The sequence below is a fragment of the Paenibacillus barengoltzii G22 genome (assembly GCF_000403375.2).
GTDB classification, from domain to species: Bacteria; Bacillota; Bacilli; order Paenibacillales; family Paenibacillaceae; genus Fontibacillus; species Fontibacillus barengoltzii.
The window spans coordinates 1,008,049-1,030,754 of the sequence record NZ_KE159653.1 but is presented as its reverse complement, the minus strand read 5'-3'; the positions used below and the strand labels follow the sequence as shown (position 1 = coordinate 1,030,754).

Below are 22,706 nucleotides of genomic sequence, written 5' to 3'. Positions count from 1 at the left end.
AAAGGGGATAACAGTCGTATGAAAAAGCGGGGAATACGGTTCAGCCAACTGATGATCATCTTTATGGCAGTTGCCTTCATCCTGGCCGGATGTTCCGGCGGCGGGGACAACAGCGCGAGTGGCGGTAATTCTGCCGAAACGCCGAAGGAGAACAGTGGGAATACGGGGACGAACCAGGCGGAGTCTGCGGAATCGCAGCTTTTTGAACTGGGGAAGGAGCCGCTGGAATTCACGCTGTACGGCAACTATGACTGGTACACCATGCCCAAATGGGGCGCCGACGAAACGACAGCTTGGGTGAAAGAGAACAAAAAGGTGAACATTACTGAAATTCCAAACGGCGGAAATACCGTGCAAAAGCTAAACACGATGATTGCCTCCGGCGATCTGCCGGACGTCATTTGGGGCGAGCGGGGCGCGGATGTAGAAAGGCTGCGTGAAGCCGGTCTGCTGGTGCCGCTGGACGATTATATCGAGAAATACCCGAACTTGAAAAAATGGCTCGATCCAAAGGCCATGAACATGCTGCGATCCCCTGACGGCAAGCTGTATCAATTCCCGAACTGGTACACGAACCGTCCGAACGGCAATGCCGGCTGGGTGGTGAACAAGAAGATCTATAAAGAGCTCGGTTCACCTAAACTGGAAACGACCGATGATCTGTACAATTACCTGAAGCTGGTGAAGGAGAAATATCCGGACGTCATTCCGCTGGAGACGGATTTGGCCAGCGAAGGTCACGGGCTCGATCAGATTTACTCCGCGTTTAAGGAGAATAATTTGAGTTTCCCGCGTTATTTTGCCGTACCTAACGGAGATAAAATGACTTCGATCTACAAGGACGAACCGTTCCGGGAATCGGTGGTTTATGCGGCGAAGCTGTTCCGCGAGAAGCTGATGACGCAGGACGCCATGACGCAAACGCGAGACCAGGTGCAGGAGAAGCTGATGAACGGCCGGGTGGCGGTGTACACTTCCTCCAATCCGACCTTGTATGCGATGCAGGCCCATGCCGCTTTGACGCAAAACGATCCGGACGCCGGCTATTTCATGATCTGGCCGATTCATAAGGAAGGACTGGATAAAAACAAAATTTATCCCGGCACCTATAACATGCTCGGCTGGAACGCGGCGGTCATTACGACCAGCGCCAAGAATCCGGAAGCGATCTTCGCGTTCTTGGATTGGTGGACCGGTCCGGAGGGGATGACCTTGCAAATGTGGGGCGTGGAAGGCGAGTTCTGGGAAGGACGGGAAGCGGACGGCATCACGCCGAAGTTCACGGAGAAATATACGCTGGAGAAAGAAAAACTCGCTGATTATCAAGCAAAGATGGACCCGTTGATGTGGGTGGGGAATACCGTCTACGTTGACGATATTAAAGGCAAGTTCGAAGCCACGTTGCCGGAGAGTGAACGGAACTGGTCCACTTACTGGCAGTACGAGATTACCTGGAAAACGCAAGGCGATGCGACGGAGTTCATCAACTTGTTCCCGTTGCCGGATACCGAGGAGGGCATCACCTTCCAAAGCGGCAAGGACATTTGGCAGAAAGCCAGAGCACAAGCGCTGTATGCGAAGACGGATGAAGAAGCGCTGGCGATTCTCGACAAAGCGCATGAGGACACGATGGCCATCGGGTTCGAGAAGCTGCTGGATTACTACACTCAGCGCTGGCATGAGAATTTGAAGATGATTCAGGGCAATTAAGCGAAAGAGAAATTTTTGGGTGGGAGCCGATGGATGAGGCTCCCTTTTCCTGTAGCGCAGGGCGGGGAGGATTAGAGGAATTTCTCCGTTCTCAACGAACGGGGAGGCCGGGTATACTTAGGGGGAAACGGAGCTGAAACCGAATTTCCGCAAGGAAAAAAGGGGGCTGACACGATCGTGTACAAGGTACTGCTTGCTGATGACGAGCATCTTGACCTGGAGGGCATGAGAACGTTTATACCCTGGTCCGAGCTGGGGATGGAGGTGGTGGGCGCCGTAAGCAATGGCTTCTCAGCCTGCGAGTTGATGGAGCGGCAGGCCATTGACATTTTGGTAACGGACGTTAATATGCCGCATATGTCCGGACTGGAGTTGGCACGCCGGGCGATGGACCGGAAGCCGGACGTCCGCGTAGTGTTTGTCAGCGGACACCAGGATTTTCATTATGTGAAGCAGGCGCTCTCCCTCAAAGCCTGCAGCTATGTACTGAAGCCGATGGACGATGACGAGCTGGTCGCCTCGCTCCGGCAAATTACGCTGGAATTGGAGCACGAAGCGAATCGGAAGCGGACGGAGGAACAGTATCTAAAAATGATGCAGGCGTTGCAAGCACAGGGCGTAAAGCGGCTGGAGGACGAGCAGGAGCAGCGAGCTGCGACGCAGTTGAATGAAGCGCAACCCGTGCCAGGCTGCAGCCGGCTGATCCGGGAAATCATCGCGACGATGCAGGAGCGCCTCCATGAGAACCTCACTTTAAAGAACATCGCTCAGCAATTTGCCTTTTCGCCGAATTATCTGGGACATCTTTTTAAGGAAGAAACGGGTCAAGGCTTCAGTGAAATGCTGACCGAGCTGCGAATGGAACGGGCGCGCGAGCTGCTCAGGGACCCTGAGGTGAAAATTTACGAGGTCGCCGGTCAGGTCGGATACCGCTATATCCCTTACTTTAGCCGGCAATTTAAGGAGACCTTCGGGATGACGCCGATGGAATTCCGCAAACGGGAGTGAATCCAACTTGATGAAGATCCACCGCGTCACGCTGCCCCAGGCCCCGCGTTACCTTCCGTTTGGCTACAAGCTGATGTTGACCTACCTCGTATTTATTTTGATTCCGGTGCTGGCGATCGGGTATTTTTCCCATTCTCTCTATCAGGAGTCGATTCGCAATCAGACCCGCAGTAATATTCAGGGGACACTGCTGCAAATCCGGGATAACGTTGAATATAAACTGGCCGATGTCGAGCGCGTCTCCTCGATGCTCTATCACGATTACACGCTGATTACGCAGCTGCGCAGTTATGAGGAGGGCTGGAGCAGTTATGAACGAACGACGATGGTGCTTCAGCCCAAGCTACATATCGCCATGAATGCGACCGGCTTGAAGCTTGCCATGTACGTTTTTCTCGAGAATGATACCTTGCCTGAGATTTATCACGGCTCCTTTGTGAATGAGAACCCGGATGCATTGGAAGGCAACTATAATATCTATCATTTAAGCCGGCTTCAGCATAAAGCGTGGTACATCGATTTCCCGGAGGAGCGATACGGAGAGACGCTTGTTTGGCGGCAGGTGGAGAAGGATCGGGATCAGGATCGAATCTCGCTGCTGCGCCGGTTGGTCGATAGCAATACGCCGTTCGATTTACGGGAAATCGGCTTCTTAAGGCTCAGCGTTCGCATCGGCGAGCTGTTTGAGGCGCTGGATTACCGCAAAATCGGTGAAGGCAGCCAGCTGCTAATCCAGGATGGGGCGGGGGAGACGTTATACGAGTCCGGAGGGGTTACATCATCCTCGGGAACCGCCGAATATTTGACGATCCAAGAGGAGCTCGATGGCCCCGGATGGGTGCTGACGGCCCAGGTGCCCCTGACGATCATGGAACGGGACTCGGCGAAGGTGCGCTGGTTTGTGACCTTAATCTGCGTGTTGTGCCTGATTGTGTTTACGTTTGCCGGTATGTTTGTCTCCCGTTATTTCTCGATCCGGGTGACGAAAATCGTCTCGGTGCTAAACGCCTTCCGCGAGGGAGATTTGCATAAACGGATGCGCTACCGGGGGAAGGACGAATTTTCCCAGATCGCCTCCGCCTTGAATGAGATGGGACAAAATATCGAGCAGTTGATTGAGCAGGTCTATCTGACCAGGCTTGAGAAAAAAGAGGCTGAGCTGGAAACGCTGCAAGCGCAGATCAACCCGCATTTCCTCTATAATACGTTGTCCTCGATCAGCCGGCTGGCTAAGTTCGGGGAGATTGACAAGCTGCAGCGCATGGTGCTGGACTTGGCGAAATTTTACCGTTTGTCGCTCAGCGATGGACGGACGATCATCCCGATTTATAGCGAGCTGGCGCAGGCCGAAGCGTATATTAACATTCAGCGAACGAAGTTTGGTGAGGCGGTGTCGTTCGACTTTGAGGTGGACCCGGCTATCTTGTCCTTAGCCACGGTGAAGCTTGTGCTGCAGCCGTTTATTGAGAATGCGCTGGAGCATGCCTGGTTTGGCGATCCGATCCACGTTCGGATTCTTGGATATACGGACGGGCGGGTGGTCAGCTTCAAAATTATTGACGACGGTATTGGGATGACGCAAGAACGGCAGCGGCAAGTGCTCGATTTAGCTCCGGGAGCCGATGGCGGCTTTGGCATTCGGAATGTTCACAGCCGCATTCAGCTGCATTTTGGCTCGGAATATGGGGTGAAGATGTTTAGCCGCCCCGGGATCGGTACGACGGTGCTGATCCGGTTCCCAGCCGTTCCTCATGGTGAGGAAATGCCGGGTTTTCGTGCCTCTACAGGAACGTCAAGCATTTCTTCTTCTGACAAGTCTTGACAACTATTGATTTCGCGGTTTAAATAGGGAGATAGTTTTGAACATCTTGTGAATAAAGAAGGCGAAATCACAATGAACTCACAACTTAAGAAGATTCATCCCTTGTCTTGGACGATTATTGTTGGGACGATCTTTGGACGGATGGCATCGTCCATGAGCATTCCGTTCTTATCGATCTACTTGATTAAATCGCTTGGAGCATCTCCCTCTGAGACTGGGGTTGTCGTTGCGGTCAGTTCATTGATTGGGGTATTCGCCAGCTTCTACGGCGGTTACATCTCGGACGTCATTGGACGCAAGCGGGTGCTGTATATTTCGATATTTGGCTGGGTGCTGGTGTTTATCGGCTTTGGAATGGCGAACCAAGTGTGGCTCTTCTTTATTATGAACGCGCTAAACGGGCTCTGTCGTGCGCTGTTCGAGCCAACCTCCCGGGCGCTGCTGGCTGATATCACGCCGCAAGAAAGCAAAATGCTGGTCTTTAATTTGCGTTATGCCGCGATCAATCTCGGTGTTGTCATTGGGCCGATTCTTGGGTTGCAAGTGGGGGCTTCAGAGTCAGGGTTGGCCTTTTATTTCGCGGGAATTGTATATTTGGTATATGGTCTGGTTCTTGTTTTTCAGTTTATCCTGCATAAAGAAGTCGGAAACGCGGGGCATGGAGCCGGCGAGCGCTTGACGTTGAAGGGCGCTATGCAAGTGACTGGACGAGATCGTACTTTCTTATATGTTCTGATCGGCATGATCTTCTGTGTGCTGGGGTACGGCCATTTCAGTTCCACGCTGGCACAGTATCTGGAGATGACGCCGGGCATCCAGGACGGAGCTAAGCTGTTTGGCTATATGCTGTCGCTGAACGCCATTGTCGTGTTGGCGGTGCAGTTCCCAATCGTCAAGTTTGCCGGCCGTTTCTCGCCGATTGTGCCGCTGCTTGCGGGCAATCTGTTCGTGTCCGGCAGCCTGCTGCTGTTCGGCTCGGTGCATGCGGTCTGGGCGTTCCTGGTGGGTGTGGTGATCTTTACGATCGGCGAAGTGCTGATGTTTACGATGACGGACGTGCTGGTTGACCGGATTGCCCCTGCGTCGCTGCGCGGGACGTATTTCGGGATGTTTGGATTCAACCAATTAGGCAATGTACTTGCACCGCTGGTGGGCGGTTTTCTGCTGGATGCCTTTGGTGCCGTGCAGGCTTTGCTGATCTTTGGGATCATTGCGCTGACGACGGCTTGCGGCGTGCCGTTCCTGCTGCTGGCGAAGCGTCACTTGACTGTGAAGGAAGAAGCGCTGGTTATGAAGGCTGAGGCGGAGGCGGGAGTGCCTAGTTGAGAAGCTGATATGCTGATAGGGCCGATGTGCTGATGTGGGTGCCATTCCTTTGAAGTCTGGCGGCGGAGAAAATAGCATCGCGGGACCGGATCAACTAACGGGATTTTCTACCGTTAAATTCGGGGCATACAGACGGTTTGGCGAAAATAACCGGAAATTCTATTGTTAATTTGCTCGAATCAGCGCCTATGGGCGGTTCCGGGCAGAATTAACGTTAGAATTTCCAGTTAATTGAACACAATGGCTATATTTATCGAAATTAACGGTACTTTTTACAGGTAACTGATATAAGTTGGGGACAGCAGGTACATACCATTGACAACGGATCGGGCGATCAAGCCCGGTCCGTTTTAGGTTTCGGTTGCTTGGGCCAGATGAACGCGGAAATCATAATGAGGCCATCGATGACAAGCACGATCCCCCAGACACGCAAGATCCCGCCCAGCGCTTCCGTCCGGCTCGGATCGTTGATGAAGGTGATCATGCCAAGGAGCAGTGCTCCGCCAATCAGGAAAGAGAGGGCATGGCGCAGAAATCCCTTCAGCTCGTGTTTGGCATACTCCATACCATAACGTTTAGGTGGTTTAGCGTCCTTGTCCTTGATGAACAAATAACGGTACCAGCGATCAGCCCAATCGATCATGCTCTTGCCGAAAGCAATCGAGACTCCAATATAGACGGCTGCGATCCCGTGGGCGGTCGTCGCAACGGCACCGTTGTACAGGTCGACTCCCGTGAGGACGAACAGCACCAGATCAATCACCGGCGTCAATGCGAGCAGGGCCATTCCCAGCTTTGGCCGCTTTAATCCGTAACGGACGGATAGTCCCGCGAGAATCACGATCCAAAAGGCGATCTCACAGGCTACAATCATCCATGCAATAAAGTTCATAATGACCTCCTGTAATTCCGGTATAGATAAAATGTAAAAGTTGAGTGTATTGTATCATCCTGTTTTAATTAATACAACTGTACTAAATAAATTGTGTGATCCGCCTTGGAGGTGCTAAACTAGGAGCATGCCAAAACTAGTAGATCATGAACAAAGAAAACAGATTATCGCTGAAGCTACCTGGCGGGTGATATTGGAGCAGGGGATGGAAGGGGCCTCCGTGCGCAATATTGCCAAGGAAGCGGGACTTTCGCCCGGAGCGCTGCGCCATGATTTCAGCTCGCAGGAGGAGCTGCTGCGATATGCGATGAACCTGGTCAAGGAGAGAGTAACAGAACGGATCATCGCAATCTCCGGAATGGATCTGCCGCCGCTGGAGAAGGTGCTGAGGATTTTGCAGGAGGTCGTGCCGACCCGTGAGGAGACCCGGGCGGAAGCGGAGGTGTGGATGGCGTTTACGGCCTATTTCCGGCATAAGCCGGGGAAGTTTGATGCGCGTCATGACGGGTTGTACGACTTGATGCAGCGATTGATCACCACTTTGGATCAGCATAGGTTGCTGCAAGCCGGGTTGGATCCGGAGATGGAAACGGTGCGGCTGCACGCGTTGATCGACGGCCTCACCTTGCATGCCTTGCTTGATCCTTTGCGGGTAGGTCCAGACCAAATCAACCGCGTCCTGGAGGCTCATCTAGATTCGATTACGAATGCATCCAAGGATCAATAGCTTGCAATCATCTTCCATCGTCAGCAATTGCAACGGGTATCCCCAAATCCGGCTACTTGTCTTTCGGTCAAGCCGGGGCTAGTCTGCATAATCGGCCAAGTTCCCTCATAGACATGTATCAGTTTAGGAAATCAAACTGCAGAGGGGATGATCTCATGCGCCGTTTCACGTGGATGCTGACCATCGTGATAGCCTTAAGCTTCGTGCTGGCTGCATGCGGGAAAAAGGACGCCGACGGCGTCGTCAAGGATTTGGACAAATTGGTTGCCCAGTTGGAGAGTTATCAGGGCTCCGGCACGATGACGCTTTATACGGGTGACAAGCCTCAGGAGTACAAGGTGGAGGTCTGGTACCAAAACCCGTCGTACTACCGGATCGCGCTCACCAATGCGCAGAAGGATGTAACGCAAATCGTGCTCCGCAACGAACAAGGCGTATTCGTACTGACGCCAAGCCTGAACAAGAGCTTCCGCTTCCAAAGCGACTGGCCGGAGAACCAAGGTCAAGTGTATCTGTATCAAACGCTGGCTCGCAGCATCTTAAGCGACAGCTCGCGGCAATTTGAAACTGACAAGGACAGCTACATCTTTGAAGTTGCGGCGAATTACAACACCCATGCTCTAGTCCGGCAAAAAATCTGGTTGGCCAAGGACAACTATGCACCGAAGCAAGTTCAGGTATCCGATGCTGAAGCAAAAGTCGTCGTCGAAGTGAAATTCGATAAGTTCGACTTTGGCACTAAGTTTGACAAGAACTCGTTTGACATGCAGCATAACCTCGATACGGCTGCCCAGAATTCCCAAGGCACACTGCTGGAAGTCGATGAGAATGGCATGCTTGTGGAGAAGACGCCAACGGATGAGGCAACGAGCGCAAACGGCGATGCAGCAACCGAGGAAACGAATGGCGACACTTCGGCTGCACCGGCGTTAACGGAACCTTTTGGCGTGATTATCCCAACGTATCTGCCGGATGGTGTCTTGTACCAGGACGACAAAGCCGTAGAAGGCACCGATCGTACGACCGTACTGCTGCGGTATGACGGTACATATCAATTTACGCTGTCGGAGACGCGTTCGCCAGACCGCACTGCATCGCTCGTACCGGGTGAGTTAATCGATATGGGCTTTACGTGGGGGTTGCTGACCGGCGATACCCTGCGGACGCTGACTTGGACAGTGGACGGTTTGGAATTCCGGATTACGAGCGAGAATTTGCCGGTGACTGAAATGGTGAAAATTGCCGCTTCGATGCAGGATCAAACCGGTAAGTAACACAAGGAACAGGCGGATTGCGGCTGTGCCGAAGGAGCATGCTCCCCGGCCCCGTCGATTCGCCTCTTTCTTCTATAATGATGTCTTTAACAAAATAAACTCCTTCTCAGGAATTGGGTTCTTTTGCAGAATTGACAGCCGCATCCATGAACATTACCATTAGGATATTGCTCAGATATTTGAACTCTCAATCTTTGGAGAAGGTGACCTGAAAGTGCAAGTGATGTATCGACCAACCCATGCGGAAATTGATTTGGACGCGCTGCGCAGCAATTTCGAGGAATTACGGAGAAGACAACCGAAGGACATGAAAATGCTGGCATGCGTAAAAGCTAATGCGTATGGGCATGGTGCTGTACCAGTGGCGAAGGAGTTGGAACAGATCGGCGCGGATTATCTTAGTGTCGCTTTTCTGGACGAAGCGTTGGAGCTTCGGAAAGCCGGCATTAAGCTGCCGATTCTCGTGCTAGGATATACGCCGCCACACGGGGTTCGCACCGCTTGGGAACATGATGTCACGCTAAATGTCTTCAGCCACGAAGTGCTGGAGGCGATTGAAGCGCTGAATCCTGCGGAGTTCCCGCATAAGCTGAAAGTCCATATCAAGATCGATTCCGGCATGGGCCGCGTCGGACTGCTGCCTGGAGATGAGGCGGTCGCCTTTGTACGCAAGGCTATGCAAGTGCCGCATGTGGAAGTGGAAGGCTTGTTCACTCACTATTCCACGGCGGACGAGGAAGACAAAAGCTATACATTGGAACAATATCGCCGGTTCCAGGGCGTGGTGGAAGCGCTGCGGGAGCATAATATTCGCATCCCAATCATACATACGGGAAATAGCGCCGTCGCCATTGATATGCCGGAATTGTCGGTGCAAATGGTCCGCATTGGCATCGCATTGTACGGTTTGTATCCGTCCGACGAGGTGAAACGTGATCAAGTGCAGCTCACCCCGGTTATCTCGCTTAAAACGGAAACGGTACGGGTCAAGACATTGCCTGCCCATTCTGCCATTAGTTATGGAGCGAGATACATCACCGAACAGGAAGAGCGGATTGCCACGCTTCCGATCGGGTATGCCGATGGATATTCACGGATGTTAAACGGTAAGGCGCAAGTACTAATACGCGGCCGCCGAGTCCCTGTAGTTGGCGTTATATGCATGGACCAATGTATGGTGTCGCTTCAAGCTTTGGCTGAGGAAGCCGAAGAAATTCAAGCCGGCGAAGAGGTTGTGCTCATCGGCCGGCAAGCCGGCGAGGAAATTACCGCCGGGGAGCTGGCTTCCGCCATGGGAACGATCCATTACGAGTTGATTTGCATGATAGCCCACCGAGTGCCTCGGGTGTACAAACGAAAGGGCGAATCGGTCTTATTGCTGAACCCGCTGCTGTGACAGAATTGGCGCAGCAGACAAATTTCAACAAAACTTTCCCTGTGTGAAGGATTTTATGCCAGGTCTATCGAATACTAAACATGGAAATGATCAGGTATGTACGGCACTACTGTTTTTGTTTATAATGAAATGCAGCATACTTGATATACGCTCGGCATATATTTCTTTTGTATAAATTTCCTTGAATAATGCTATACTGATTATCAGGAAACAGGGGCGAGTAGGTTTTGGGGGTGGAAGTTTTAAGATGGCTAATATGCATAACACCAAAAGAATCATGATCAGTTTGCCGGATCAGCTATTGCAGGAAGTTGATGGAATCGTGGCGATGGAGAACTCCAATCGCAGCGAATTGATCAGGCAGGCCATGAAGCTGTATTTGAACGAGCGGAAGAAACGGTTTATCCGAGAATCGATGCAGCGCGGCTATATGGAGATGGCCAAAATTAATTTGTCCATGGCCTCCGAAGCGTTCCATGCGGAAGAAGATGCAGACATCACTCTGGACCGCCTAGTAAGCGGGGTGTAAACATTGATCGTAAAGCGCGGCGACGTTTTTTTTGCAGATCTCTCCCCTGTGGTAGGTTCTGAGCAGGGCGGGGTCAGACCGGTGCTTATCATCCAGAATGATATCGGAAATCGATTTAGCCCAACAGCCATTGTTGCTGCTATTACGGCACAAATCCAAAAGGCGAAATTGCCGACTCATGTGGAGATTGATGCGGCAACTCACGGATTTGACCGGGATTCCGTCATCTTGCTGGAGCAAATTCGAACGATCGATAAACAAAGACTAACGGATAAAATTACGCATTTGGATGAGGAGACGATGAAGAAAGTGAACGAATCACTGCTCATCAGTCTCGGTTTAATTGATTTTTGAACATTTATTACTCATGTGTGCGTTTTTAGAATGACTTTTTTACGCTCCGGACGTTGCTCCGGGGCGTTGTTTATTTTGCGATAAAATTGATATAGGATCTTATAAATTTCCTATTTGTCACGCGGACAATTCGAGTACGATGGGAGTAATCACGGATAAAGGAGAGGTTGCCGTTTGAACGCTCAATATGAAATCTATGACGATCCCTTCAAAATGTTGATTTTGCTGGCGACGTTCGTGGCCGAGCAGCAAGGCAGCAAGCTGGATTACGAGAACATCGTGCCCTTTGACAACGACAAGTTTTTATTAACGAACGGCCGGTTCCTGTACAAAAAAGATCAGGTCGAGATCACCTGGTACCAATTCCTAGGGCGGGATATCCAGTGCAACAAGGACCTGACCCGGCAGGAATACAATCGGATGTTCGTCGATTGCATGGCCTCGGTTTATGGAGTGGGCTAAGCATGTAGTAAAGAGTAAAGTGCAAGCGCGCTGGGGAGAGGGTTCCTTGGCGGCTTGCACTTTTTTGGCTTGGTGGCGGAAGATAGATTTCGCCGAAACGCGGAATTTTGGTGCAATCTATTCGAATTTTCAAATATAAATGCGCTGACTGAGTGGGATAATGGCAGAATGTATTCGATTTTTCATATATAAACGGACGGATCACCAGGGGAGCAGCGGAATCTATTCGATTTTTCATATATAATCTCGGATTCCGGCCCCTGGAGGGCACATTCTATATGAAATTTCATATATATCACGCCCCAAATGGTGGGATCTGCCGAAATGTATTCGATTTTTCGAACACATTTGCTGTCATTAGCGGTTCAATCGGTCCGCAGCGCGTAGATGGGGCGGAGCTTGGCCGCCTTGTTGGCTGGGATCATCCCAAAGATGATGCCAATAAATAAGGAGAAGCCAAAAGCGATCAGGACGATCGGGAACGAAACGGTGGTCGTCAGCGATGAATAGTGCCCGATCAATGCGCTGGCGCCGTAGCCCAGCCCGATGCCAATCAAGCCGCCGAAGCCGCTGAGCGTCGTTGATTCGACCATGAACTGCATCAGGATGTCACGCTTTTTGGCCCCAATCGCTTTGCGAACGCCGATTTCCCGAGTACGTTCGCTGACGGAGACGAGCATGATGTTCATGATCCCGATCCCGCCGACAAGCAGCGAAATACCGGCGATGCCGCCAAGTGCCAGCGACAGCATTTGCGTGGTCGAGTTGAGCGTATCCAGCATCTCTTGAGAGTTAAAGATACTGTAGGCGTTGTCAGCGTTTTGGAACTTTTTGTCCAAGACAGCTTCCAGCGACGTTTTGACGGTTTCTATCTGCTTGGTGTCCTCGACCTGTACCGTAATCGATCGGACGCCGCGGCTCTGCAGAAAGCGCTCGGCCGTAGCGATTGGGATCAACAGCTTATTATCATTGGAGGCGGTCAGGCTGGAGCCTTTGGATTCCAACAACCCAACGATTTTGAAGCTGCTGCCGTTCAGCTGAATCATTTGCCCAATTGGATTATCTGCTCCAAAAAAAGTCTCAGCCGCTTCGGTCCCAATCAACGCCACCTTCATGCGAAACTCGTTGTCCATGTCGATGATATAGCGACCCGCCTGGACGTGGAAATCCTGAACTTCCTCGTAGGAAGGCGCAATGCCTTCTACCGAAAGGCTGTCATTTACCGTGCCTTTCTTGGCCGTCACAGAACCGTTAATCACGGGGGATACCGCCTTCACTCCTTCGATTTCTCCCAGAGCCATCGCTTCCTCATAGGAGAGCGACGTGGCGCTGCCCCGGCCCATAATATTCACCGTCAGCAGGTCGGTTCCTAAGCCTTCGAGCTGTTCGGTAATCTGCGACGTGGTGCCTTGTCCTACAGATACGAGCGTAATCACCGAAGAGACGCCGATAATGATGCCTAGCATGGTAAGAAAAGAGCGGATCTTCGCTCCCGCGATGCTTTTCCAAGCCATTTTGATGCTTTGCAGAAGGTTCATGCCCCGTTCCCCCGATCTTCAACAATTCGTCCGTCCTGGATGCGAATGATCCGCTTAGCTTGCTCCGCGATGGACAGATCGTGGGTGATAATTATGATCGTGTGGCCGAGAGCATTTAATTCCCTCATCTTATTCATCACTTCGATGCCGGTCTTGCTGTCCAGCGCGCCGGTCGGTTCATCCGCGAGCAGGAGCGGCGGGGAGCCTGCGATTGCACGGGCGATGGCCACCCGCTGCTGTTGCCCGCCTGACAACTCGGAGGGGCGATGGTGCATTCGTTCTTCCAAACCAACGAGACGGAGCGATTCTTCGACTGATTTTTTTCGTTCCTTGTGCGGGACGTTGCGGTAGATCAGCGGTAGCTCGACATTTTCGTAGGCGGTTAATTTGGGCAATAGATTAAACTGTTGAAAAATAAACCCGATCTTCTCATTACGAATCGTAGCCAGCTTGTTATCGGACAACTTGCGTACGTCCTGTCCATCAAGCAAATACGTCCCTTCGTTGGCGACGTCCAGACAGCCTAACATGTTCATCAGCGTCGACTTCCCGGAGCCGGACGGGCCGATGATGGCAACAAACTCACCATGCTGGACCTGAAAGCTGATGTCGCTGAGCACGGTCATCATCTCACCAGCCATCCGGTAGCCGTGTCCGAGGTGCTGCACGTCAATCAGCGGGGGAGAGAGTGCCGCCATTACCGGCCACCTCCGCCGCTGAACCCGCCTCTGCCGGATGGAATCGGACCGCCCCCGCTGGGAGCTGCACCTCCGGCTCCGCCGAATCCTGCGCCGCCTCCACCAAATCCAGCACCACCTCCGCCGAATCCTCCTTGCATTCTCATTTGTTGTTGGGAAGAGGAACTTGATGAGTTGCTGACGAACGTCGGGATCACCACTGCTTGGCCTTCGGTTAGTCCGCTGACAATCTCAATATACGATTCGTTATGCACGCCAACCTCAACGACTTGGATGCGCCCGTTCATGCTGCTGATTCCCCCGACGGTTCGGCTTGCTCCAGCGCTTCGACCTTGGCGATTGGTCGGGGCTTCTCCAGCGCCGCTGCTTCCAGAGGCAGCGCCCTGCGGCGGCGTCCCTTCAGCAGCAACGTCTGTCGTATCCGGCCGTGCAGGACGGTCTGTGCTGGGCGCACTGCCTCCAGCCGGGATGCTGCCCATGGCTGGCGCATCGCCTACAGTTGGAGGGCTGCCTGTGGTAGGCGCATTATCCGTGGCCGGTGCACTACCTTTGGCCGGCGTGTTGCCTGTTGTCGGACCGCCGCCTGCCCCTCGCGGACTCACGGCACCACCTGTCGCGTTGTTCTCGTTGTTCTCCGTTTCGGGCAGTATGACGAAATACTGGTCGCCTCGCTGTTGAACTGCCTCGATTGGCAGGGTCAAGATGTCCTTTTTTTCCTCCGTGATGATCGTTGCTTCCGCTGACATGCCTACCCGCACGCCTTCGGAATGGTTCAGGGCGATCGTGACATCAAATAACGACACACCGCCCGAGGTGGTCCCTTCATTCGCGATGTCAGAGACTACACCTTCAAAAGTCTGATCCGGAAAAGCGTCAACTTGAACGTTCGCCTTCATGCCCTTTGTGACGCTGGGAATATCCAGTTCGTCCACCTGAATTTTGACGCTGAGCTTCTGGTAATCGTTAATGACAAACAGCTCGCTCCCGCTTTTGGCTTGTTCCCCGGCGGTAATGTTGACTGCGGTGACTGTGCCGCCAATCGGGGAGGTTAACGGATTGGGAGGTACCATTTCCTCCTGCAGTTTGGCAATCTCCGCTTCCGTATTGCTGATGTTTAGCTCCTGCTTGGCGATTGATTTTTTCGTTGCGTTTAACGTCTCCTCATCGGCACCTTCTTGTACCTGTCGTTTAAACTGATTTTGCAAATCTACGAGATCCAGTTTCTGCATTTCCAGGGAGGATTGCTGCTCCTTGATGTTATCGGTGTGATCTGTGCCCTCAAACGTGAGCAGCACCTGGCCTTTTTCCACGACATCGCCCGTCTTGACCAGAACTTCACTGACTTTCCCCTCGTCCTTCGTACGCACGCTTTCGCTCTCAGTGGAGACGATGGTGCCTGATCCGGATACGCTGACGGTGATGTCGCCTTTGCTGACCCGGGTCGTATTCTGAACGGGCGCCGCCGTCTGATTCTGCTTGTCCGGCAGCTTTAGAACAAGGATGAGGGCGATGGCGACCAGAGCTAAGGCTCCGCCCCCAATCCATAACCATTTCTTCTTCATCAAATCCCTCCAACGATGTCATCTACCGACAGGCGGCAGTGCTTGTACCGATTCTCCGCAAATCAAAACCATTTTAGGGGATGAAGATGAGACGAACCTTAAGTGTAGCTGAAAGTTTTCTGAATATTTTTTCATCTAGGAGTCAGTTCACAGGAAATAGCCATAGCGCCCTTCACGGTGATCAAGTACAATGGATGTAACATAATTGGGGGAGGATTTTTTTTACATGGATCAACGTCCGTCTGAAACATCTTATTCGTATTCTACATTTAACCAATTTCCGCCGCCGCCGCCAACGACACCGCCAAAAACCAACGGCAAATCCATCGCCTCGCTGGTGCTCGGGATTCTCTCGATCGTGATTCCGTATGTCGGTTTTATTTTGGGGATCGTTGCGATTGTCTTCGCCAGCTTGTCGTTTAAGGAGATCAAGCGGAAGGGCGAGCAGGGCAAGGGACTTAGCATCGCAGGGCTCGTTTGCGGCATCATCGGTACGGCAGTGTACGGCGTCATTATTGTACTTGCCATTATTGCGATCGTAATCTTTGCGGCTGCAACGCCAGACATCTATGGTACGTTTTAAAGAACGGAATGAAAGCACCGTTGCCTGGGGCACGGTGTTTTTTTTCGTTGACGTTGACTTCCATGTCGCTGGACAAGCTGGAAAAGGCGCGCAAAGTTTGTGATAATAGAAACAATCGCAATTTTTTGAATGAAAGAGGGATAGGGCCATGGCGCAAACGGAGACGAACGGAACAGCGGTGCAAAGTACGGCCGATGCAGGGGAACAGGAGCGAATTATCGCCCAGATTGCGAAGGAGCTGGGACTCTCCCTGAAGCAGGTGCGAACAACGATCGGGCTGCTGGATGAGGGCAATACGATTCCGTTTATCGCCCGTTACCGGAAGGAAATGACCGGAGAGCTGGACGAAAACCAGCTGCGTAATATTGAAGAGCGGACGCAATACCTCCGCAACCTGGAGGAACGGAAGCGGGAAGTCATCCGGATGATCGACGAGCAAGGCAAGCTGACGGATGAGTTGGCAGCCGCAATCACGAAGGCCGTGAAGCTGCAGGAAGTGGAGGACTTATACCGACCTTACCGGCAAAAACGCAAAACCCGCGCGAGCGTAGCGAAAGAAAAGGGACTGGAGCCGTTGGCGGAATGGCTGCTTACGCAGCCGAAGCAAGGCGATCCGCTCACGGAAGCAGCGAAGTTCACCCAGGCTGCCGGGATCGAAGGGGGCGTGGAAACGGCCGAGGAGGCGCTGCAAGGGGCGATGGATATCGTCGCCGAGCAGGTCGCGGATGAAGCGGCAACGCGGGCATGGGTTCGCAAATATACGATGGACCACGGCATGATGGTGTCCGAAGCGAAGTCGCCGGAAGAGGAATCCGTCTACGAAATGTACTATAACTATCGGGAACCGGCCAAAAAAATGCCGCCTCACCGCATCCTCGCCATGAACCGCGGCGAGCGGGAGAACGTGCTGAAGGTGTCACTCGAAGTGGACGCCGAGGCGATCTGCCGCCACATCGCCGGTCAGGTGATCCGCGGGCGTTCCGCAACGGAGGACGTGCTGCGCGCGGCGATCGAGGACGCATACAAACGCCTGATCGCCCCGTCGATCGAGCGGGAGGTACGCGGCGAGTTGACGGAAAAAGCCGAAGCTCAGGCGATTTCCATCTTCGCCGCCAATTTGCGCAGCTTGCTGCTGCAGCCGCCGGTACGCGGCAAAACGGTGCTTGGCGTTGACCCGGCCTACCGCACCGGCTGTAAGCTTGCCGTTGTTGACGACACCGGCAAGTTGCTGGAGGTGGCGGTCACCTACCCGACCCCGCCCAACAACAAGAAAAAGGAAGCGGCCGTCAAGTTCCACGAGCTGATCGACAAATACGGGATCGAGCTGATCGTGATCGGCAACGGTACGGCTTCGAGGGAGACCGAGCAATTTGTCGCCGAAGTCATCGCCGAGCGCAAGGGCAAGGATCGCGAGCTGGCGTATCTGATCGTCAACGAGGCGGGAGCCAGCGTGTATTCGGCCTCCAAGCTGGCGCAGGAGGAATTTCCGGATCTGGACGTCGCGGAGCGAAGTGCCGTATCCATTGCACGGCGGGTGCAAGACCCGCTGGCGGAGCTGGTCAAGATCGAGCCGAAGGCCATTGGCGTCGGTCAATACCAGCATGACGTATCGCAGAAGCATCTCGACGAAAGCTTAAAGAACGTGGTGGAGTCGGCGGTGAACCATGTTGGTGTGGACGTTAATACCGCTTCGCCGGCGCTCTTGTCCTACGTGTCCGGCGTGAATGCGACGATTGCGAAGAATATCGTGAAGTTCCGCGAGGAGAACGGACGCTTCAAGAGCCGCAAGCAGCTGCAAAAAGTGCCGCGGCTTGGCGCCAAAACCTTCGAGCAGTGCGTAGGCTTCCTGCGAATCGACGGCGGCGAGAATCCGCTGGATAAGACGCCGATCCACCCGGAGTCTTATGATGTGGTGCATCGCTTGTTTGCCGAGCTGGGGGTGTCGATGGAACAGCTGGGCTCTAAGGAGCTCAATGAGAAGCTGGGTGCGTTGAATCCGGATGAACTGGCCCCTCGACTTGAGGTGGGCGTTCCAACGCTGCGCGACATTCTTGAAAGCTTACAGCGCCCAGGGCGTGACCCGCGGGAGGAGCTGCCGCCGCCAATCTTCCGCACAGATGTGCTGAAAATTGAGGACTTGGTGCCCGGCATGGAACTGCAGGGGACGGTGCGCAACGTTATCGATTTTGGGGCTTTTGTGGATATTGGCATCAAAAACGATGGGCTTGTCCACATCTCCCAACTGAGCAACGGGTACGTCAAGCATCCGATGGACGTCGTCTCAGTCGGCGACAATGTCACCGTCTGGGTGCTGAATGTGGACGTGAAGAAAGGCCGGGTTGGTTTGACGATGCGGGGACCTTCTGAGGTGAAGGCGCAATAAACGTAAGGAGAGCCGGTAAACGGGATTTCCCGTGGAGCCCGGCTCTTTTTTTGCGAGAGTGAGGGCCGTACTCCAGTAGGTTTTCTGCTGTGGAGCCGGCCCTTTTGGCGTTGAAGAAGTGCTATTGCATTTGGTTTGAGGATTCGGTTTGGCTTTTTTGACGACTATAATAAAAAAACCAACAATCGTTTAACAGCCGAATTTGACGGCGATCTCTCTTGTTAAAGGCACGCATGATCTGATTGCTAAGCCAGTTTGGCAAGCGTATCCCCTCCTCCGGTAACCCATTGGTATGGTTAAGGTATGGGGAATTTCCCCAATCCGTGCAAGTCCCCTGCAAATCGCCGGGAAATTCTGGCTTATGAACACGGTGGGGGATTGGATGGAGCGGGGCAGCTCGACCTGAGCTAACGACCGGGAGGGTGGTGCGAGGGTTGCCGCCACACTAACAGAAGTTAGAAGCGTTGGCGCTACCTCCGCGTTAGTTAGGTCCGTTCTAACGGAACTCAGAGACGTTATTTGCGAGGAAACGGGCATGATCCAATTCTAACGGAACCAGGAGACCTTATTTGGGGCGTGGATGGCGATATGGTCGCCAAAAAGGGGCAATAAGGTCATTACGTTCCGTTACAGCGGGAAATCGCCGGGAAATAGGCAAATAAGGTCTCTACGTTCCGTTAGAGTGGCGCTGGTTCGTTGGAGGGAGGGCGGTGGGCAAGACGAGCCCTGCCCCAAAAAAAGCCCCGACGTTGGCGCGCTAAGCCCCCCCAACCCTAAGCCAAAAAGCCGGCCGCTCCCCCAACTTACAGAAAGGGATAACCGGCCGGCTTTTTTTTGTTGCGGTTCTCTTGGCAGAAACTCAAGAGTTACGCGCCTTCTTCTTCGTACCATTGCTCCAGCTGAGCCTGGAGAGCACGGATTTCGGTGAGCAGCGAAATCAGGGGGTAATTTTCCTCGCGAATCGCGGAAAAAGCGGACTCCAGTCCGTTAATATAATCCAGCCCGCTGGTGATCTGCAGCGATTCCTGCAGGAGCTCAAGCTGGTCGCATTCGGCAATTGCACGCGGCAAGGTCGGAACCTCGGAAGCCGTCAGTTTATCGATTTCCTTGTTCAGCCGCAAATTCAAAGCGCTAAGCTGGTAGGCGTAATCACGGGGCATTTCAACGAAGATCAGTTCTTGGTCCTGCTGCAATATGACGTATCTCATTAGGGACATGCTTCACGATTCTCCTTTTCTATCCATCCTACTTGACAGTGTAGCGTAAGGAGAAGTTAAAATTCAAGTAATGAATCTAGCAGATTATCATTTGCATCTACGAACAGGAAGGGGAGAGGACGATGACGGATGAGCAGCTGCAAGCCTGGGTCGAGCAAATCTCGCTGCGTTCCTTCGGCGTGCCTTTCCGGCATAAAGCCCGTTTTAACAGCCGGTTAAGAACAACCGGAGGGCGTTATTTTATGAAAACCCATCATATCGAAATTAATCCCGCGCAACTGGCTGCCTACGGAGAAGAGGAAGTCGAACGCATCATCAAGCACGAATTGTGTCACTACCATCTGCATCTAGCGGGGCGAGGATACCAGCATCGCGACGCGGACTTTAAGGCCCTGCTTCAAAAGGTGGGCGGCAGCCGCTATTGCAACGCCTTGCCCGGAGTAAAACAGCGCAAAACGTTGCCGCACCGCTATAAGCTGGTCTGCACCGCTTGCGGAATGACGTATCTGCGTAAGCGCCGCGTGGATCCCGCCCGATACCGCTGCGGTCGATGTGCGGGGAAACTTCGGCTTTATTCATTATCGGAAGCTTAAGATGTGCTATACTGAAGTCAAACGATTGAAGGAGTGATGTCAGATGGCTCAATCTCAAGCCAAGAAACATCGGCAGAAGCTCATTCGAGAAGGCAAACGCAGCCCCGAGCTCAGCCGCAGCCCATTTGCGTTGCAGGATTTGCGAACCCGCAAGACGAAGACCAAGCAGGAACAACTTCATCGGCAAAAATATAAGAACCACGCTTCCTATTATGGAGACGATGGTTCTTATTATTTTAGTCCTCAGAATCTGTGCTTTTCGATACCGTTAAAAAAATCTCGTGCAACTCACTGTCCTCTGACGTCTTGGTCTGGTGCTGCATAAGAAACGCCGCGACCCAATCCTGAAACTCTTTCGCTTCCTGCGGGGTCAGATACACCTGATCCGTGGTCAACTGCGCAGAAGACGTTTGCGAGCGAGATGCTTTCAAGAACCGCTTCTTGCTTTCATCATATAAATTGTTGAGCAGCTTCTCGGTTTCTGACAAGGCGACCTGCCTCAGCGTATCGTCAAAATAACTTTTCTTAATCTGAATAGCCCCCTCAAAGGGCTCATAGTATTTCGCTGTAATGCCGTTGATGACCTTCGTATCCACAAGTTGCAGCAGGCCGATGCTCTCCAGTTTTTTGGCATGATAATAGACCTTGGCTGGAACCTCTCCCATCTTATCCGCGACTTCCTTCATCGTTGCCGGACGATTTAATTGCTTAAATGTATCCAGGATTTGAAGGCGATACGGGTCAGAATAGATCCGAATGTCCTCCAAGGTTTTTAATTCCTTCACATTGTCCACCTGCAAGCCCCCTACCCGAACCTCATGCGGTTGTCGTCGTTGTTTTTAGTATAGCTTGGGTCTATCAAATGCGCAAAGCAGGTGAAGGCATCAGATTTCCATAAAGCTTCGCTGCTTTAATAAGAACAGAAGCGGGATAAGCAGGAGGCATCCAAAGCTTACATACAGAAGGTGGACAGGCATCCATTCCCCTACAACCCCGGCCAGCGCGCTGCCTGCAGGAATCGCACAGGTGCAGACCATGGAGTACAATGCTCCAACACGGCCCAGCAGTTCCTTGGGGACACTTTCCATAAAATAGGTCGTGGATGGGGTGTTGCATAAGGAGACGGAAAGCCCCATGCCAAAGGAAAATAACGCAGCCAAAGCGAGCGGTTGAATCGGAACGACCGCAGGCAGGTACATCAGCGCATAGTTGGCTCCAAGCAGCAAGTAACCGGTGAGGATGAGATGGCTTTTTTTGTAGTGGGAGCCCCTCTTGCCAATCCATAACCCGCTGACAATGGTTCCAGAGATTAAGCTAACCCCCATCAGGCTTAGGCCGGCAGGACCGGAACCTAGAATTTCATCCACATAGACGGCGTTTAGGACGTTAAACGGGGATAAGCAGAAGTTAACGAAAGCCGCAGCCATCACGATGGTAATCAGCAATTTGTTGGATACGAGATATTTAAGCCCAGCCTTCAGTTCCTGAACAAAGGAGTCGTCTGGTTGTGCAGCATTGAGGTGAGGAGCAGGTGAATCTGGGTTGGCGCTTGGGCTGGAGGTGCGAATCAGAAAAATGAAGCCGGCCGCAAGGGTAAACGTAAGGCCGTCAATCAAAATTGCAGTGGAAATACCTAAGGTTGCAATAATACCGCCGACGGCGGCCATGCCCGCTAATTCAGCTGCCCGCGAAGCGGAAGTGCTGAACGAATTGCCGCTAAGCAGTTTTTCCTTAGGCAGCAGTTGAGGAACCAAAGCCAGCTCGGCAGGAGAGGCAAAGCATTCCAAGGTGGAGGTCAAGAATGTCAGCACATAGAGATGCCAAGGGGCGAGCCAGCCTTGCCAATAGAGGAAGGCCGTGAAGCAGACAATGAGGCCGCGCCCCAGATAGGTGAACGCCGCGACCTTCTTCTTGGACCAACGATCCACCAGCGTTCCCGCGAAAAAGCTAAAGGCGATGTTCGGGATGAAATTGAGGGCAAACAAGGTGCCCATCATCAAGGTGGAGCCGGTTAGTCTGTATACCATCCAGCTATAAGCAATAGAGTCAATAGAATCGCCAAAACGGGAAATGATACGAGCGAGCAAAAGGTACAGAAACGGTTTATAAGCTGCCAGTTCTCCGATCCGGATCAACGGCCGGCTTTTGACGCGCACGTCTTGAGACATGAAAACATTCCTCCTACAAAAATGTTAACACGTTAAAATTATTTTTACGTTAAGTTTATTTTATCGTTTTTTCGATGGAATGCAACCCTTTTTTTGGGGGGCTTGTTTGACGAAAAGCTGCGGCAACTGGCTGAACAGTTGTCACCGTGTGTGGAGAAAGAAGGAAGGGCTTACAAACTGCTTAGAATCTTGACTTTGCTGCGGAACCGTGATAAATTAAATGGTGTTCTCACTCATGTCGTTCCCCGATAGCTCAGTCGGTAGAGCACTCGACTGTTAATCGAGTTGTCACAGGTTCGAGTCCTGTTCGGGGAGCCATTTATATGGAGAGATACCCAAGTGGCTATAAGGGGACCCTCTGCTAAGGGGTTAGACTGCGTAAGCGGTGCGAGGGTTCGAATCCCTCTCTCTCCGTTCTGAATTACATCACAATAAGAGCCTCCGGTAATCTGGAGGCTCTTTGT

General features: G+C 52.6%; 21 protein-coding genes and 2 tRNA genes. 15 read left to right on the top strand and 8 right to left on the bottom strand.

Annotated features, from left to right (window positions below; genetic code table 11):
- Positions 1 to 18: 18 nt before the first annotated feature.
- From C812_RS13095 to C812_RS13080, 4 genes are all read left to right on the top strand, one after another.
- On the top strand, positions 19 to 1,710 hold the full coding sequence (locus tag C812_RS13095) for an extracellular solute-binding protein (RefSeq protein ID WP_016313128.1): 1,692 nt from the start codon (positions 19 to 21) through the stop codon (positions 1,708 to 1,710).
- 177 nt (positions 1,711 to 1,887) lie between these two features.
- Positions 1,888 to 2,718, top strand: coding sequence for a response regulator transcription factor (locus tag C812_RS13090; RefSeq protein WP_016313127.1), 831 nt, complete (start codon positions 1,888 to 1,890; stop codon positions 2,716 to 2,718).
- 10 nt (positions 2,719 to 2,728) lie between these two features.
- On the top strand, positions 2,729 to 4,540 hold the full coding sequence (locus tag C812_RS13085; protein WP_036625155.1) for a cache domain-containing sensor histidine kinase: 1,812 nt from the start codon (positions 2,729 to 2,731) through the stop codon (positions 4,538 to 4,540).
- 72 nt (positions 4,541 to 4,612) lie between these two features.
- The gene (locus tag C812_RS13080; protein ID WP_016313125.1) at positions 4,613 to 5,866 is read left to right on the top strand and encodes an MDR family MFS transporter; all 1,254 of its coding nucleotides are present in this window, start codon (positions 4,613 to 4,615) and stop codon (positions 5,864 to 5,866) included.
- Between the two features lie 334 nt (positions 5,867 to 6,200).
- Here C812_RS13080 and C812_RS13075 read toward each other — a convergent pair whose 3' ends face one another.
- Complete coding sequence (locus C812_RS13075; protein ID WP_016313124.1) at positions 6,201 to 6,758, bottom strand: hypothetical protein; 558 nt, start codon at positions 6,756 to 6,758, stop codon at positions 6,201 to 6,203.
- A gap of 127 nt (positions 6,759 to 6,885) precedes the next feature.
- Between C812_RS13075 and C812_RS13070 the strand changes: the two genes are divergently transcribed.
- The 6 genes from C812_RS13070 to C812_RS13045 all read left to right on the top strand — a co-directional run bounded on the left by C812_RS13070 (position 6,886) and on the right by C812_RS13045 (position 11,500).
- The gene (locus C812_RS13070) at positions 6,886 to 7,485 is read left to right on the top strand and encodes a TetR/AcrR family transcriptional regulator (RefSeq protein ID WP_036625152.1); all 600 of its coding nucleotides are present in this window, start codon (positions 6,886 to 6,888) and stop codon (positions 7,483 to 7,485) included.
- Positions 7,486 to 7,640: 155 nt separating this feature from the next.
- A complete protein-coding gene (locus C812_RS13065; RefSeq protein ID WP_016313122.1) occupies positions 7,641 to 8,759 on the top strand; it encodes a LolA family protein in 1,119 nt (372 codons plus the stop codon).
- A 214-nt stretch (positions 8,760 to 8,973) separates the two neighbouring features.
- Complete coding sequence (alr, locus tag C812_RS13060; protein WP_016313121.1) at positions 8,974 to 10,155, top strand: alanine racemase; 1,182 nt, start codon at positions 8,974 to 8,976, stop codon at positions 10,153 to 10,155.
- A 247-nt stretch (positions 10,156 to 10,402) separates the two neighbouring features.
- The gene (locus C812_RS13055) at positions 10,403 to 10,684 is read left to right on the top strand and encodes a CopG family ribbon-helix-helix protein (RefSeq protein WP_016313120.1); all 282 of its coding nucleotides are present in this window, start codon (positions 10,403 to 10,405) and stop codon (positions 10,682 to 10,684) included.
- A 3-nt stretch (positions 10,685 to 10,687) separates the two neighbouring features.
- The gene (locus tag C812_RS13050; protein ID WP_028539678.1) at positions 10,688 to 11,038 is read left to right on the top strand and encodes a type II toxin-antitoxin system PemK/MazF family toxin; all 351 of its coding nucleotides are present in this window, start codon (positions 10,688 to 10,690) and stop codon (positions 11,036 to 11,038) included.
- A 174-nt stretch (positions 11,039 to 11,212) separates the two neighbouring features.
- A complete protein-coding gene (locus C812_RS13045; RefSeq protein ID WP_016313118.1) occupies positions 11,213 to 11,500 on the top strand; it encodes a hypothetical protein in 288 nt (95 codons plus the stop codon).
- A 365-nt stretch (positions 11,501 to 11,865) separates the two neighbouring features.
- Here C812_RS13045 and C812_RS13040 read toward each other — a convergent pair whose 3' ends face one another.
- Genes C812_RS13040 through C812_RS13030 form a run of 3 tightly spaced genes read right to left on the bottom strand, consistent with a single transcriptional unit; the run spans position 11,866 to position 15,298 of the window.
- Complete coding sequence (locus C812_RS13040; RefSeq protein ID WP_016313117.1) at positions 11,866 to 13,038, bottom strand: ABC transporter permease; 1,173 nt, start codon at positions 13,036 to 13,038, stop codon at positions 11,866 to 11,868.
- Entirely contained in the window at positions 13,035 to 13,736 is a 702-nt protein-coding gene (locus C812_RS13035) for an ABC transporter ATP-binding protein (protein WP_016313116.1), read from the bottom strand. The genes C812_RS13040 and C812_RS13035 overlap by 4 nt, the downstream gene beginning before the upstream one ends.
- Positions 13,736 to 15,298, bottom strand: coding sequence for an efflux RND transporter periplasmic adaptor subunit (locus C812_RS13030; protein WP_016313115.1), 1,563 nt, complete (start codon positions 15,296 to 15,298; stop codon positions 13,736 to 13,738). Before C812_RS13030 ends, C812_RS13035 begins: the two co-directional genes overlap by 1 nt.
- Positions 15,299 to 15,524: 226 nt before the next feature.
- Between C812_RS13030 and C812_RS13025 the strand changes: the two genes are divergently transcribed.
- Together C812_RS13025 and C812_RS13020 are read left to right on the top strand one after the other, a co-directional pair.
- Complete coding sequence (locus tag C812_RS13025; RefSeq protein WP_016313114.1) at positions 15,525 to 15,881, top strand: DUF4190 domain-containing protein; 357 nt, start codon at positions 15,525 to 15,527, stop codon at positions 15,879 to 15,881.
- A gap of 148 nt (positions 15,882 to 16,029) precedes the next feature.
- Positions 16,030 to 18,264: a Tex family protein gene (locus tag C812_RS13020; protein WP_016313113.1), complete on the top strand. Its 2,235-nt coding sequence runs from the start codon at positions 16,030 to 16,032 to the stop codon at positions 18,262 to 18,264.
- A 121-nt stretch (positions 18,265 to 18,385) separates the two neighbouring features.
- On the opposite strand, the gene cmpA is transcribed toward C812_RS13020, so the two are convergent.
- Together cmpA and C812_RS13015 are read right to left on the bottom strand one after the other, a co-directional pair.
- Positions 18,386 to 18,526, bottom strand: a complete 141-nt coding sequence (gene cmpA / locus C812_RS22285; protein WP_127576196.1) for a cortex morphogenetic protein CmpA — start codon at positions 18,524 to 18,526, stop codon at positions 18,386 to 18,388.
- A 604-nt stretch (positions 18,527 to 19,130) separates the two neighbouring features.
- Complete coding sequence (locus C812_RS13015) at positions 19,131 to 19,481, bottom strand: hypothetical protein (RefSeq protein ID WP_016313112.1); 351 nt, start codon at positions 19,479 to 19,481, stop codon at positions 19,131 to 19,133.
- A 122-nt stretch (positions 19,482 to 19,603) separates the two neighbouring features.
- Between C812_RS13015 and C812_RS13010 the strand changes: the two genes are divergently transcribed.
- Positions 19,604 to 20,074 (top strand): SprT family protein, encoded by a 471-nt coding sequence (locus C812_RS13010; RefSeq protein WP_016313111.1) that lies wholly within the window; start codon positions 19,604 to 19,606, stop codon positions 20,072 to 20,074.
- 236 nt (positions 20,075 to 20,310) lie between these two features.
- Here C812_RS13010 and C812_RS13005 read toward each other — a convergent pair whose 3' ends face one another.
- Both C812_RS13005 and C812_RS13000 read right to left on the bottom strand, forming a co-directional pair.
- A complete protein-coding gene (locus C812_RS13005; RefSeq protein WP_016313109.1) occupies positions 20,311 to 20,868 on the bottom strand; it encodes a winged helix-turn-helix domain-containing protein in 558 nt (185 codons plus the stop codon).
- Positions 20,869 to 20,958: 90 nt separating this feature from the next.
- On the bottom strand, positions 20,959 to 22,242 hold the full coding sequence (locus C812_RS13000) for an MFS transporter (protein ID WP_016313108.1): 1,284 nt from the start codon (positions 22,240 to 22,242) through the stop codon (positions 20,959 to 20,961).
- Positions 22,243 to 22,484: 242 nt separating this feature from the next.
- Here C812_RS13000 and C812_RS12995 point away from each other — a divergent pair.
- Positions 22,485 to 22,560 (top strand) — tRNA-Asn (locus C812_RS12995).
- Between the two features lie 7 nt (positions 22,561 to 22,567).
- A tRNA-Ser gene (locus tag C812_RS12990) sits at positions 22,568 to 22,656 on the top strand.
- Positions 22,657 to 22,706: the final 50 nt, after the last annotated feature.

Excerpts from the sequence above, each read along its gene's own strand:
- C812_RS13095 (WP_016313128.1), top strand. The coding sequence starts at position 19 with ATGAAAAAGCGGGGAATACGGTTCAGCCAACTGATGATCATCTTTATG.
- C812_RS13085 (WP_036625155.1), top strand. The coding sequence starts at position 2,729 with ATGAAGATCCACCGCGTCACGCTGCCCCAGGCCCCGCGTTACCTTCCG.
- C812_RS13080 (WP_016313125.1), top strand. The coding sequence starts at position 4,613 with ATGAACTCACAACTTAAGAAGATTCATCCCTTGTCTTGGACGATTATT.
- C812_RS13075 (WP_016313124.1), bottom strand. The coding sequence starts at position 6,758 with ATGAACTTTATTGCATGGATGATTGTAGCCTGTGAGATCGCCTTTTGG.
- C812_RS13070 (WP_036625152.1), top strand. The coding sequence starts at position 6,886 with ATGCCAAAACTAGTAGATCATGAACAAAGAAAACAGATTATCGCTGAA.
- C812_RS13065 (WP_016313122.1), top strand. The coding sequence starts at position 7,641 with ATGCGCCGTTTCACGTGGATGCTGACCATCGTGATAGCCTTAAGCTTC.
- C812_RS13055 (WP_016313120.1), top strand. The coding sequence starts at position 10,403 with ATGGCTAATATGCATAACACCAAAAGAATCATGATCAGTTTGCCGGAT.
- C812_RS13040 (WP_016313117.1), bottom strand. The coding sequence starts at position 13,038 with ATGAACCTTCTGCAAAGCATCAAAATGGCTTGGAAAAGCATCGCGGGA.
- C812_RS13035 (WP_016313116.1), bottom strand. The coding sequence starts at position 13,736 with ATGGCGGCACTCTCTCCCCCGCTGATTGACGTGCAGCACCTCGGACAC.
- C812_RS13030 (WP_016313115.1), bottom strand. The coding sequence starts at position 15,298 with ATGAAGAAGAAATGGTTATGGATTGGGGGCGGAGCCTTAGCTCTGGTC.
- C812_RS13025 (WP_016313114.1), top strand. The coding sequence starts at position 15,525 with ATGGATCAACGTCCGTCTGAAACATCTTATTCGTATTCTACATTTAAC.
- C812_RS13020 (WP_016313113.1), top strand. The coding sequence starts at position 16,030 with ATGGCGCAAACGGAGACGAACGGAACAGCGGTGCAAAGTACGGCCGAT.
- C812_RS13015 (WP_016313112.1), bottom strand. The coding sequence starts at position 19,481 with ATGTCCCTAATGAGATACGTCATATTGCAGCAGGACCAAGAACTGATC.
- C812_RS13010 (WP_016313111.1), top strand. The coding sequence starts at position 19,604 with ATGACGGATGAGCAGCTGCAAGCCTGGGTCGAGCAAATCTCGCTGCGT.
- C812_RS13000 (WP_016313108.1), bottom strand. The coding sequence starts at position 22,242 with ATGTCTCAAGACGTGCGCGTCAAAAGCCGGCCGTTGATCCGGATCGGA.